This is a genomic window from Lactobacillus sp. HBUAS51381, assembly GCF_012641095.1.
Classification (GTDB): Bacteria; Bacillota; Bacilli; order Lactobacillales; family Lactobacillaceae; genus Levilactobacillus.
In genome coordinates this window covers 1-12,550 of record NZ_JAAVSC010000018.1, presented here as the reverse complement: position 1 = coordinate 12,550, position 12,550 = coordinate 1, and the positions used below count along the sequence as shown (strand labels likewise).

General features: G+C 51.0%; 10 protein-coding genes. 7 read left to right on the top strand and 3 right to left on the bottom strand.

Annotated elements, in window-relative coordinates:
• Positions 1 to 266 precede the first annotated feature (266 nt).
• Positions 267 to 1,127 (top strand): hypothetical protein, encoded by an 861-nt coding sequence (locus tag HEQ50_RS07445; protein WP_168899893.1) that lies wholly within the window; start codon positions 267 to 269, stop codon positions 1,125 to 1,127.
• Between the two features lie 434 nt (positions 1,128 to 1,561).
• On the opposite strand, the gene HEQ50_RS07440 is transcribed toward HEQ50_RS07445, so the two are convergent.
• Positions 1,562 to 2,137, bottom strand: coding sequence for a TetR/AcrR family transcriptional regulator (locus HEQ50_RS07440; protein WP_168899892.1), 576 nt, complete (start codon positions 2,135 to 2,137; stop codon positions 1,562 to 1,564).
• A 149-nt stretch (positions 2,138 to 2,286) separates the two neighbouring features.
• On the opposite strand from HEQ50_RS07440, the gene HEQ50_RS07435 reads away from it, so the two are divergent.
• Positions 2,287 to 2,481 (top strand): hypothetical protein, encoded by a 195-nt coding sequence (locus tag HEQ50_RS07435; RefSeq protein WP_168899891.1) that lies wholly within the window; start codon positions 2,287 to 2,289, stop codon positions 2,479 to 2,481.
• Positions 2,482 to 2,691: 210 nt separating this feature from the next.
• On the top strand, positions 2,692 to 3,456 hold the full coding sequence (locus HEQ50_RS07430; protein WP_168899890.1) for a hypothetical protein: 765 nt from the start codon (positions 2,692 to 2,694) through the stop codon (positions 3,454 to 3,456).
• Between the two features lie 150 nt (positions 3,457 to 3,606).
• Here HEQ50_RS07430 and HEQ50_RS07425 read toward each other — a convergent pair whose 3' ends face one another.
• A complete protein-coding gene (locus tag HEQ50_RS07425; RefSeq protein WP_168899889.1) occupies positions 3,607 to 4,944 on the bottom strand; it encodes a gluconate:H+ symporter in 1,338 nt (445 codons plus the stop codon).
• 361 nt (positions 4,945 to 5,305) lie between these two features.
• Positions 5,306 to 6,082 carry a hypothetical protein gene (locus HEQ50_RS07420; protein WP_168899888.1) on the bottom strand — a complete coding sequence of 259 codons (777 nt, stop codon included), beginning with the start codon at positions 6,080 to 6,082 and terminating at the stop codon, positions 5,306 to 5,308.
• A 350-nt stretch (positions 6,083 to 6,432) separates the two neighbouring features.
• On the opposite strand from HEQ50_RS07420, the gene HEQ50_RS07415 reads away from it, so the two are divergent.
• From HEQ50_RS07415 to HEQ50_RS07400, 4 genes are read left to right on the top strand one after another with little or no spacing between them, the layout of a single operon-like run.
• Positions 6,433 to 9,315 (top strand): SpaA isopeptide-forming pilin-related protein, encoded by a 2,883-nt coding sequence (locus tag HEQ50_RS07415; RefSeq protein ID WP_168899887.1) that lies wholly within the window; start codon positions 6,433 to 6,435, stop codon positions 9,313 to 9,315.
• A 4-nt stretch (positions 9,316 to 9,319) separates the two neighbouring features.
• Complete coding sequence (locus HEQ50_RS07410) at positions 9,320 to 10,765, top strand: SpaA isopeptide-forming pilin-related protein (protein WP_168899886.1); 1,446 nt, start codon at positions 9,320 to 9,322, stop codon at positions 10,763 to 10,765.
• Between the two features lie 45 nt (positions 10,766 to 10,810).
• Complete coding sequence (locus HEQ50_RS07405; protein ID WP_168899885.1) at positions 10,811 to 11,593, top strand: class C sortase; 783 nt, start codon at positions 10,811 to 10,813, stop codon at positions 11,591 to 11,593.
• Complete coding sequence (locus HEQ50_RS07400) at positions 11,594 to 12,286, top strand: class A sortase (RefSeq protein WP_168899884.1); 693 nt, start codon at positions 11,594 to 11,596, stop codon at positions 12,284 to 12,286.
• The last annotated feature ends 264 nt before the right edge of the window (positions 12,287 to 12,550 follow it).

The following is a 12,550-nucleotide window of genomic DNA, read 5'->3' as shown; positions in this document are numbered from 1 at the left end:
ACACCGTGATCACGAAGTAATTTTAGTATGACGAATTGTTAATTGAAGCGCAACAGTAGCCAGAAAATATCAAAGAACTCACGGTTAAGTCTGAGAAGGGGAAATTTTAACGGATATAGACTGTGCGTATGATGAGGAACAAGCCATGGAGCGGGTTCAAATGGTGTTGCAGCAACAACAATAGGTTTCCAATTGATTCGCCAGCTTAACTGGTAAACCCACTGGCAGAGTGCTAAGCTTACCTCATAGTTAGGAGGAAACTACATATGAAAAGATTTATTCAGGGGATGTTGGCTATAAGCCTGGGGTTAGGCTTGTGGCTAGCTACAACGACGACCGCATCAGCGAATCAATATTCGGCCAAACGGGGTAACTCGGTTCGGGTGATTTGGCGGAAGCCGATGGGGCAGCACCAATTTACGGCCAATCAGGGGTACCGCTATTCTAAGCACTTAACAGTTCGCTATGACCGCAATGCCTCAGTCAGTTCCACGACTTGGTTTACCGATGCTCATGAAAAGTTTTACCAGAAGAATCGCCATAACTACGCCATCTACTACCATGTGCGTAACGGTGACGGTTCAATGCAGGGATGGATTTGGCGCGGCTATCTCAAGCCGGTTCCCCAGCCGGTCGCACCTAAGGTCACCCCGGCTTACGTCAAAACGGAAGCCGCTCAGGCCAAGGAAATCACCAGCTTTTTCCCGGGTGTTAAGACCGATAAGCGGTTGACGAAATTGGCCCAGGACTTTGTGCTCGCTAATAACGATACTGAAAACTACAACCAAGGCTGGGAGTTCTGCGTCGAAAGTGATGGCTTCTCACCTAAAGAAGCGCGACAAATCCGCCTGATCAGTTCGCCGGACGGTTCCGTTGAAGGCGATGCCCTGACCAATGCCTATGAGTCAGGTAAGCTAAACCTCAAGGACTACTTCTCAAAGATCGCTATGAGTAAAGGCGCGCCAATTCCTTACAAGGAAGGCGAGTATCCAGCACAACCAGTGCCGGTGACCTACACCCAATTTAAGGGCTGGCACATTGGCGTTGCAACGGTCACGTCGAATGACACCCGAAACCTAGAGATTGGTTATCCGGTTATTTATGTGGCGTTAATTCCTGGGAAATAGTTTTCGTTCAGAACGCGGATCTAAGGTTCAACCACCCCTGACTAAAGCCAGAGGTTTGCGAGAACAACAGCTTGAAATGTTGTGACCGCAATTCAGCGTAGAAGCTCACTTATCTCCTTGGAGAAGGCTTGAGGACGACTACCAAGGCACTCACGACAAAATCAACTCAGTGATTAGCAAACAGATTAATCGATAACAAACCCACAACGGCGCCCCGCAGTTCACCACTGCAGAGCGCCGTTACGCGATTAAATCATCTTAATTTCGTCCATCAACTGGCCAATCGTAATGCCCTTAAGGTAGGCAATGGCCTAGTTTTCGGCATCCCCGAGAATGTTCTCGAGCGTGTCTGGGTAGCCGGCCACGTCCAACCGTTTTAAGCACACATTCAGTGAAAAACACTTAACTCGTGCGAAAAGGGCCTTTCGGCAATGCTACTTGCCATAAAATTCCGGAAAAGTCGCCTCAACAGTCCGACTTAAAAACTGGACCGTGAAGTCAACGCAAGCCGGGTCCTCGCGATCGATCAGCGTCGGATTGACCAGCAGTGAAATCATCCCGTTCAGTAAGAACGTCAATTTGAGATCATTTTGGCGACTAGGGGTCAGCGGCCCCACGGCATAGATGGCCTGTTTGAAAATCGCCAACAAGACCTTAGGAAAGTCGGGCGCAAAACGCAGGTTCTCTGGCTTCAGCAACGCCTGTTGTTCCGGTGGGAGTGTCGGGCTTTCGGCGAATAAAAACTCGCGAACAAAGGCCTGACTGTCTTGAAACAGCAGTGGGTAGGCCGGTGAGTCGTAAACGGCCGCGTTGGCTGCGGTCGCGAGCAATTCATCGTACAGCGCGTAAATATCCGCGTAGTGCAGATAGAAAGTGCCCTTGTTAATCAGAGCTGTGCGGGCCAGTTCGGTAATCGTGATTTTATTAATCGGCTTCTTAAGCAGGAGCGCCAGGCCCGCTTGCTGGATGGCCCGTTTGGTTTTAGTGACGCGTAAGTCGGTTTTGGACATCGGCAAATTCCTTTCGAGATAAGCGACAATTGGGATGAATCGTTGATTATTCATCGCTTGCGCCAGACTGATGATTGTTTGATAACGGCGGGTCCCGTAAACTTAGGCTATTGGTTGATCGCGAAGTCAAAGAAGAGGGAGTATGCCTAATGTTAACACAATATAAAATTGGTGATTTAGTTTTAGCGAAGCTGGGGACGACGCCACTGGTCGGCGTGGTGGTTTACAAGGATATCAAACGCAGCCGGTACTTAATTCGTTTCAGTGGTGTACAGCAGGACTACTACGCAGAGGATGAGTTGATGCCCTATACGCCGTACGAGAACGCTTGGAAGAAGCCATAAACTGAAGGGGCGCATTGCTGGGTGTGGAAACGTAGGCGATGGGTTCCTTTTTTATACGGGTTTGAAAGGGATAGCCATTCACTTGTTGAACAGCCACTGATAATATTAAGGCGTAACGAATCATTTAATAGGGAGCAGACACATGGTATCTGTATTCATTTGAGATCACTGATGTGGCGGGAATCTCAGCTTGTGTGAGGAGATGTATTGATGGATTTAGTCCATTATGCTTATGGCAAAGCAATCAGGTTAGCAGATTTTCTGAAAATGGATGAGTTGCAGGCAATTCGATTTGATTTTTTAACGCAGGGCGGTGAATCAGATCGATGCCCATTGATTAATGAAATTTATCAGCAAATTTTCCCTTGGTATGACAAAAAGGCTGACGCCGGAGATACCTTAAATACTTACCGCCTTGCGATCCAGCAATATTATGGCCATTATTATTGGAACTTAGATCGTGCCAGTCAGATAGAGATTATCGGTATTATTCGGCAATACGCTCCACACAATGAAAGTCAGATTTTCGAATATGAACAAATTGACCAATACGGAAAACCCTATTATCAGGTGTGCAACAACTATCAATTAGGAAATTTTGGAATTCTGCCAGTTCATGGTGGGATTAATCCTAAGCGCTCGGGGTCTCCCTATTTTGATTTTTTTGATTGTTACTTAGAGAAGGTTGCTACTTTCTACGCTGGTAAATTAGGCGATGATCGCTTGTCAGTGGCGATTCGAAAACAAAGTGCTTATTTTGAACAATTTGGATCGTTTGATCAGTTCGTTGAGAAAAATATATTGATGGATTTTTTTGAAGGTCATGGGGATGGACAAGATCGGCTGTATGATCAACCTGTTCGCTTATCTGGGTTACAAAGCTTCAAAGACTATGTCAGAGCTTCCTCAAGGATAATTACGCGCCGTAGTCAACGGATTTGGCATGAGCTTCGGCTAGAGCATAGCGGCTTCTGAATTGTAGGTAATTCGTCAGGTAATGCGTCTTTTCAATTAGACGGCCGTATGATAACAACACTGAATTTAAATTTTGTCGTAAAACGAGCCACCGAAGCTGGGGTTTCAACCCGTTTCGGCGGCTCGTTTATGACTATCTAGTGAAATAATTTAATGAACAAAGACGCTAATCAGCAGAACCATCAGTAGGCCGACAAAGGAATTCACAAATTCCAACAGGCCCCAAGTCTTGAAGGTATCCTTCAAAGAAATCCCAAATGATTGTTGGTACAATAGGAAGCCGCCATCGTACATCAGCGTGGTGGTGTTACTCCCACAGGCACAGGCCAACATCATCAGGGCTGGATTGACGTGGAAAGCCACGACCATCGGCGCCACGATTCCCGCGGCGGTGATGGCGGAAACGGCCCCTTGTCCCGTCATTAAGCGAATTAGGACGGTAATAATCCAAGCTAAGATGAGCGGTGAGATATTGGTATGACCAACTAAATCGACAATTTTACTCCCAATACCGCTATCAATGATAACTTCCTTCATGACACCACCGGCGGCGATGACCATGAGGACGTTAGAGATACCAGCAATGGCGCTAGTCATGTGGTCGGAAATTTGTTTACCCGACATGCCTCTACGGTAGCCAAACAGAATCATGGCGACGATAACCGTGATTAACATGCTAATCTCGGCACTCCCGATGAAGCTGGAGAACTTAAAGACCCAGCTGCTAGTGGCGGCCAATGATTTAGCGATGGACGCACAGATAATGATAATCGCTGGCAGTAGGGGAATGATGATACTTGTCCTGAAACTGGGAATATCATTGGCAGCACGCTTAGGCGCCGGCTTCATCACGTTGCCCAGCGGCATGTCCGCTAGGCCGGGGATGAAGCGTTGAATCAAGACCCCGGAACAGATAATCGTCGGGACAATGACGATGAAACCGAGAATGTAGACTTGCGCAATATCCGCGTGGAAGGCCGTTACCAAGGCCATTGGACCGGGTTGCGGTGGGAAAATACTATGGCCCATCGTCGCCCCAGCAATGGTCGGAATGACTAATTTCATGTAGGGCACTTTAGCTTCCTTCGCGATATTAATCACTAAAGGCATGGTGATTAAGAAGGCAACCTCGTAAAACATGGACATCCCGAAGATAGTTCCGATGATCAGTAAAGCGTAGGGCAACATCTTCCGCCCCATGGCATGGACGATCGTGTCCGCAATTTGTTGAGACGCCCCAGATTCGGTCATCATTTTCCCAATGATGGCCCCAAAAATCACAATCAAGAGCAAAGAGGACATGACGCTCCCAATACCTTCTTGAATCGTGGTGGCAATCTTCACCAAAGGTAAGCCCTCGGCAAAGGCAATGAATAAACCTGAAATCAGTAACGCAATAATATTATGTACCTTGGTTTTGACGATTAGGAAAACCAAGAGCAGAATCCCGAGTAAAACCCAGAAAAGTGCGAGTAAGTCAGCTACCATAAAATCCCTCCTAAATGATAAACAGATATATCAGTTACCCATCTATAGTAGCATTGAAAGCGGTTTACAACAATAAAAGGGCAAACTAAATTGACCTATCCTGATAATTAGCGATTCCTCACAACGACGAATGAAACAACAAATGAAAACTCATATATCAGTCTTAACTTTTTAACCATTAACGTAACGACACCAATATCGGAAGGTGGACCAGATATCCTACCTAATTAAAGCCGTTAAAAAAGGCACCGAATGGCCAGCAATAGCGAGCCCATCCGATACCTTATGTAGAACGAATTCTAAATTATATTAGTCATTGAAAGCTGTCAAGATAACCGTTCTCCCCGACACGCAGGCTAACCTATTTCCCCGGTGCTAAGAAGATGGCCGCGTCGCCCTGGCTAACGCCTTCACCGTAGCCGTCTTCGACTTGGGCCCGGACACCAATGTGCCAGCCGCGGTATTGACTGCGCTTCGTGGCTGGATAGCCCGCCTTCGCCAATAAGTTCGCGTAATTCTGGGTGTTCATGACCCGTGCGGAGTTGTAGAGGCGAATATAGACCTGGCCCGGTTTGACCGTTGGCCCCTCCTCACCGTCGTCGGTGTAGACCACGGCCCCAGCCTGTTGGTCCAGCGTCTTATCCTCAATCGTTCCCGGGAAAAGGTTCAAGATTTCCTGGTCGAGTAGCCGTTCATTGGCGATTGGTGCACGGGTCCCGGGGTCATCGGGGTTCGCCGTTGCGGTGACGGCCGCATCCGATGTCTTAGCCTTGACTGGTTTCAAGTAGCCGCGCCAGATCCATCCCTGTAAGGTCCTGTCAGCGCTCTTCACGTGATAGTAAATGGTCGAATGGCCCTGATACTTCTTATACATTTTTTCATGCGCATCCGTATACCACGTGACGTTGGCGGTCGCTTTATTTTTGCTATAGCGCACGCCCAAATGCCGCGAAAAACGGGACCCCGTCGTTGCCGTATAGGCCCGCTGCTTCATCGGTTTACGCCAGACCAGTCGAACGGATCGGGAGCGTGCTGCCGAATATTGACTGCTGGCCGCTGCCGAAATTCCTCCGAAACCGAGTAAGCCCACACCAACTCCGATGGCTAGGGCGCCTTGAAACAAGTGCATCTTTTCCATAGATATCTCCTCCTGTTCTCAATCAGTGTAGCACTCCTGAATGGCGGCTCCTAGCGAGAATCAGCATTTCTTCAAAACTGATATTGACCATAATTTTTACCGTCAGATAGGGGACTAGTCGGCCTTTTCACCGCACGTAAAGATAATTCTTTTAATAGTTATGCTTGAGGGGCGTGATGTGTGCGGCTGACAATTAGACGTTACATCTATTTTAGTATATAACACAACGACAAGGTTAACATTATTATAAAATGCATATGATGTTCATAATTTTTTCAAATTTCACTGTTAATCTAAGCCTACGAATAAAAAAACAGCTCGCAACCCGCTTCGATATGGAGGTATCCCTCATGAAAAAATGGTTAAAAATCTTTTTACTGATTGGTTGTCTCGTTGGTTTAACTCCCCTTTTACACAGTTATGCTCAGAAACGAGCAAATAGTATCCAATCGGCGGTCTTCCATGATCAAGCGGGTAAAGTCGTCCAGGACATTCCCAGCCATCGTCCGCAGGATCTGCAACTGGCACTGACGGTTGAACTACCCGCCGGAGACACGGTGATTACCTTAACCGAACAGGATGAGGCCACATTTACCCCGGGGAAGCTTGCCGACCTCGACCCGGCCCAAGACATTACGGCGGAGGTTAACCCAAAACGGCAACTCATGCTCACAAACAAGCAAGAGCAACCACAAACCGTTGACCTCGTGGTTCCCCTGACGGTGGCCGACCCCTTGCTGACCGACAAACTTCAACTGGAATTAAAGGTAGCCGACACGGACGAAACGTTTACCCTTCCCGAGGTGACGGTCACGGCTGATCAAACCGATAACGCAACGGAAGAGTCAGCCACGAGCAACACGAGCAGCAGTAACCAGGCCGCTTCTTCCTCAACGTCACAAGCCTCATCACAAGCTTCCTCCCAAACGACCGTCAAGCAACGGTCCCAGTCCACCAAGCAACGGTCGCGGTCAGCCCATTCTCAAAAATCCGCTACATCCACGAGTCAATCGGCCAGTAAAACCGCTGATGACGACGCCGATGCCCAGCCGGCGCCCACGACTAAGATGAGTCGGGCAACACCGGCTAAGGACCAACGGGATAACCTCACGGGGACGCCGCTTGCGGTTCACCGCGGACAGATTCAGATTGGCAGTTGGTCCTCGGAATTGGAGATTGGCGGGTCGCTTCTCAGTGATCAGAAGGCCACCGTCAAGGGACCGAAGCAGTCGAATGCTAACGGCAACACGTACTGGAACAACAGCTACGGCGACCAGTACTACTACTCCTACCAACAGGCGGACCAGGCCAAAGCCTACGCCCTCGTCTTCAACCAGACACCGGCCAAGGACGACACCATCGTGGTCTACTACCAGAATGTCGGGGCCTACACGACCTCCGCAACGGCGGAAAAGCCGGACCAAACGATGGGGGCCATCCTCACCATTTCAAACATTGTCTACAATGACAATGTCCCCGCCGGAACGGACGGTAAGGACCGCTACATTGACTTTTCCAACAACTTCTATTCCGGGATCGTCTACAACGGGATCAAGAGCTTCGACATCGACATTACGTTCACCAACGCCGATGGAACCCGGGCGCTTGATTTCCTTGAGCCCGGCGACGGCGAGGAACACACGTCGTACTTCACCTTTGGTTCGCTAAACGGGAATGACACTGGCGAACACGAATGGGCCGGCACACGGTCGGGGCTGACAGGCAAACTCTCAGTTGATTCCTTGGTTGCTCCCCGCGATGATGGGTGGTACGAAGGCATTGGTGAGGGGGTTTGGCAGGAAGGCCAACCATACAATGGGCCGAATCAATGGGGGGACTTCCTCGGGTCCACCAACTACGAACGGGGCGCCGTGTCCTTCCCCATGGTCGGCACGACCCAGAAGTTCAAGTTAATGAGTGAATCCGGGTTTACGTGGCAGTCCTTCTCCAGCGGTTACGTGGTTCCCCTAGAACCCCTTGCGCCGCAGAAGACGGTTCACCGGACCAGCGACCTGGGTGTAGAAAATAACAACCTGGATCAGGTCACGGTTGACCGGGATCTTGAAAACATGACGAGCTTTTACTACACGATTTATCAACCAACCTACAGCATTCCCGATGAGTCCATCGCTAAGCCGGATAAGATTATTCTAACGGATGAGTTACCGGCGGGCATGACGGTCAAGGCCGAGGACATTCGTCTCTACAACACGAATGGAGACCTCATCGCTAAGAGTGGCCAGGTGACCGTGACGAATGGTCGGCACGTCACGTATGAGTTGTCCGACAAGGAAATCGAAACGTTGACGTTTGACGGCCAACCCTTCGCCTTTCAGATGAAAGTCAACTTTAGTGAAGACTTCCTCGGGACGTTTGAGAACCAGGCCAAGGTCAAGTTTGATTCTGGCACACATTACACGTGGGAGAAGTCTACCAATAAAGTGGTCACACATTTCAAACGTAACCCAATCGACCTAACACTCAAGAAGGTGGGGGACCTCCACTGGGACCCCGCAACGGATGCATCGCTCGGAAACGTCGGCTTCACGGTAACCGGCGACAACGGTTTCCACAAGACGTACGTCACCGATGCGGATGGTACTATCGACCTGAGCGACCTGGACCGGCAACAGACGTACACGATTACCGAAACGGTTCCCGGCGCATACGTGGATCGTGACAGCTTTACCCTAACGTACAATGCGAAAGCCAAACGCTGGGCGATCACGGGGGATGCGGTACAGGTCAGCATCACCAATGACGATCGGCACCAGGTCATCACCATGACCAACCGGCTGAAGCGTGGCGCTTACCAGTTCCAAAAGGTTGACGGCACGAGTGGCGATAACCTTGCCGGCGCCGAATTCATCATCCAAAACAGTCACGATCAGTACCTGACGTTTGACGCCGCCGGCAAATTGACCGGCGCGGTCGACCGACGCGATCAGGCCACACGACTGAAGGGGTCCGACACAGGGGCCTTTGAGGTCACGGGTCTCCCCCACGGTGACTACACGCTGATTGAGGTGCAGGCACCGGACGGCTATACCCTGGGGGCAACGCATCAGTTTACGATTTCCGATCAGAAACAAACCACACCAGACCAGATAAAAAATGACCCGTACAGTCTCCCCGTTACCGGGGGGCAGGGGATCTTCTGGCTCATTGTCTTAGGGCTTACACTGACCCTATCGTCGCTCGCCATTTGGCGCACCCACCCTAGAGGAGGATAACCCCATGAAATTCACAAAATTACGTCAATTCGCACTCGCTACTTTCGCCGTTTGTGGCCTCGCATTGGGCGGTCAGGCGGCCGCACATGCCGCTGAGACCACACCAGAGACGGTCACCATGAAGCTGCACAAGGTGGACAATCAGTCGGACCAGACCCTGCAGAACACGGGGGATGAACTCCCCCTCCTCAATGGGATGACGGCCTACGACGCAACCAAGTATGGGGCTGTGACCTACGGCGTGTATGATTTAACCGCGTTGCTTAAAGACCGGGGCGTTACGAGCGGTCAGACGGATGGCCAAACGTTTAAAACCGTACGGGACGAGTTGCTTGAAGAGATTCTTGCCGGCAAGACGGATCCGGCCGACGTTCTCAAGGCACAGGCCGCCTTCGTTGAAAAAAATAAGCTCGCGTTGGTCGCAGAGAAAGAATTAACGACGAGTGATGGTCTACTAACCTTTGCGGACCTCCCAAACAACGGTTTCTACCTCATCATGGAAACCAAGGCACCCACGCACCATCTGACGGGGCTATCGGCACCCATGATTATCGGCTTGCCATTGAGCAATAAGAGCACCATTCACCTATACCCCAAGAACGTGATTGCCAGTAACGTTGATCCCGAGATCCACAAGGTCGGGATTAATCCCAAAGACCCAACGAGTAAAGACTACGTGGCGTTAAGCGGGGTTGAATTCGAGCTGAAACGCGCGGATGGGTCCGGCGACGTCACGAAATTAACGACTAACGACAAGGGTGACATTACGTTTGGCAACTTAACGGCGGGTGTGGAATACGTGTTGACGGAAATCGCGATTGACAATTACCCGTGGTACAACCAAGACGAGGTCAAGGATGGCAAAATCTCTCTGACATTTACGGTTGATAAGGATGGTAAAATTACCGCGACGGAAACGAAGCCAGACAAATCATACTTCAAGATTGAAGACGATCGGATTGGCATCTTGAACTACCTAATTCTGGGCGGCGCCAAATTTAAGAAGGTCGATGGCCAGAATACGGACAGAGGCTTGGCCGGTGCGAAGTTCAAGGTCCAGAAGGTGACGCATACGGGCGATATCGCGTGGGCGGTCTTTGATGGCCAGACGTTTGTGAAATGGGTTGCCGACAAGGCGGATGCGACGGAGATCGTTTCCGGGGATGATGGCACGTTTGACTTCACCGGCGTTCCGTACGTGTACGACCAACGGGATGGCAAGGTGACGTACAACCTGGTTGAAACGCAAGCCCCCGCTGGCTATGCCTTACTGAAGGACGCGACCGCATTTGAGATTAATACAGAAACGCAACTGGTCACGATTAAAAACGACCGCTACGCCCTGCCGATTACCGGGGGGATGGGCATCTGGTTGTTCCTCCTGATCGGGAGTCTCCTGATGGGTGGCGCAGGTTACCTGTACTACCGGCAACAGCGGCAACAGAACTAGACTTTAGGCTGACCGCTCAGACGACACGGGAAAGGAGGATCTCCCATGCGTAAATGGCTCATCATCCTACTCTTTTGCTTAGGCCTCGGCCTGATTGGCTACCCGGCCGCCAGCAATGTGGTGACGGGATGGCGCCAGCAGGGGGTTCTGACCGCCTATAAACGTCAGCTGAGTACGGCCAGTCAGACGCAGCTCAAGGCACTCCAACGGGCGCTGCAACAGGAAGAAACGACGGATCAGACCACGGTTCAAGACCCGTTCAAGGCCGACAGTAAAGGTTTTGTGGAGACGACACCGCTAGCCCTCGTGGCGATTCCCAAGATTAACGTGGAACTGCCGGTATTTGCCAACACCAGCGAACAGGTGCTCCAGAAATATGCGGGGGTGGTCCGCGGGACGGACACGCCGCAGGGCAAACGCAACCAGCACAGCCTGATTACGGCTCACCGGGGACTCCCCGGCGCCCAACTCTTTACCGACCTACCCCGGCTCCAACGCGGTGATCGCTTTTACCTGAAGAACGCTTACGGGTTGATGACCTATGAGGTAACCAACCTACGGACCGTGAAGGCGGCGACGCGGCAACCGATCCAGCGTGTGGCGACGAAGAATCAGGTGACGCTGATGACGTGTACGCCGTATATGATCAACACGCACCGGCTCTTGGTAACCGGCCAGCGGATTCCCAATGAAACGCAAACGATTCCGCAAGGTAAGTTTGTTTGGGATTGGTACAAGATTGGCTTGATCGTGTTGGCGGGCGTACTCATCATGGGGGGCATGTGGACAGGCTATCGGCGGTACCGCCGGTCAAAGGAGGGACGTTAAATGGCAACGCGTAAACGACGATTTAAAAAGACGTCCCTCTGGCTACTCCTGATGTTTCTCGGCGGCACCGGCTTGGTCCTACTGGGACTGACACGAAACTTCTCGGTGACGCAGTTGGGGAAGACGGCAATGCACGGGATGACGGTCGAAAGTGTCCAGCGGGCGAATCGTGCGGCAAAGGGGAAGACCGCCCCGTTCAATTACGCCAAGACCAAACAACTGACGCCCGTTTCGGTAGCCGGTTATGGCCTACAGGAGTTGGCTGGAACCAGCAGGTATGGTGCGATCGGCCAGCTACGAGTGCCCGCGGTTGGCTTGGACTTGCCGATTGGCGTCGGCGTCAGTAATACCGTGTTGGTCCGTGGCGCGGGCACCCTCAAGGCGGACCAGCGGATGGGACAGGGCAATTACGCGCTGGCCGGACATTATATGACAACGAAACGCCTCCGGTTCTCGCCCCTCGAAGGCGTCCATCGTGGCGATAGCGTGTATTTGACGGATCAACGGCAGGTCTATCGATATCGGGTAACGCGGGTGCGGGTGGTTGACCGGTATCAGGTTGAAGTCATCAACGATGTCCCAGGCAAAAAGCTGGTCACATTGGTCACCTGTGCCTCGGCGAAGCGAAATGAACCGAAACGATTGGTGGTGCAGGGCGAACTGCAGACGGTGAAGCCGGTGGCGAGAGGATAGGTAGAAAATGAAAAAGAGGCCGTTCTGATCTGGATTTTAGTCCAGGTCGGAACGGCCTCTTTTGACGGGTTCAGTGGATTTGAAAAAGTTTCATGTGAAACTTTTTAGATGGTATGGGTGTGCCCTTGACGAGGACTACCTCAAAACCTGTGGATAACCCCTTAATGAAGTGAACCCCCAAGGTTGGACAGAAAGTCCAACCTTGGGGGTTTTATTATGGTTAAGTTTAATTTAGATTTTAGGATTAAAGTCGTCACTGAATAT

Coding starts and splice junctions, on each gene's coding strand:
- HEQ50_RS07415 (WP_168899887.1), top strand. CDS start 6,433: ATGAAAAAATGGTTAAAAATCTTTTTACTGATTGGTTGTCTCGTTGGT.
- HEQ50_RS07410 (WP_168899886.1), top strand. CDS start 9,320: ATGAAATTCACAAAATTACGTCAATTCGCACTCGCTACTTTCGCCGTT.
- HEQ50_RS07430 (WP_168899890.1), top strand. CDS start 2,692: ATGGATTTAGTCCATTATGCTTATGGCAAAGCAATCAGGTTAGCAGAT.
- HEQ50_RS07445 (WP_168899893.1), top strand. CDS start 267: ATGAAAAGATTTATTCAGGGGATGTTGGCTATAAGCCTGGGGTTAGGC.
- HEQ50_RS07405 (WP_168899885.1), top strand. CDS start 10,811: ATGCGTAAATGGCTCATCATCCTACTCTTTTGCTTAGGCCTCGGCCTG.
- HEQ50_RS07400 (WP_168899884.1), top strand. CDS start 11,594: ATGGCAACGCGTAAACGACGATTTAAAAAGACGTCCCTCTGGCTACTC.
- HEQ50_RS07440 (WP_168899892.1), bottom strand. CDS start 2,137: ATGTCCAAAACCGACTTACGCGTCACTAAAACCAAACGGGCCATCCAG.
- HEQ50_RS07435 (WP_168899891.1), top strand. CDS start 2,287: ATGTTAACACAATATAAAATTGGTGATTTAGTTTTAGCGAAGCTGGGG.
- HEQ50_RS07420 (WP_168899888.1), bottom strand. CDS start 6,082: ATGGAAAAGATGCACTTGTTTCAAGGCGCCCTAGCCATCGGAGTTGGT.
- HEQ50_RS07425 (WP_168899889.1), bottom strand. CDS start 4,944: ATGGTAGCTGACTTACTCGCACTTTTCTGGGTTTTACTCGGGATTCTG.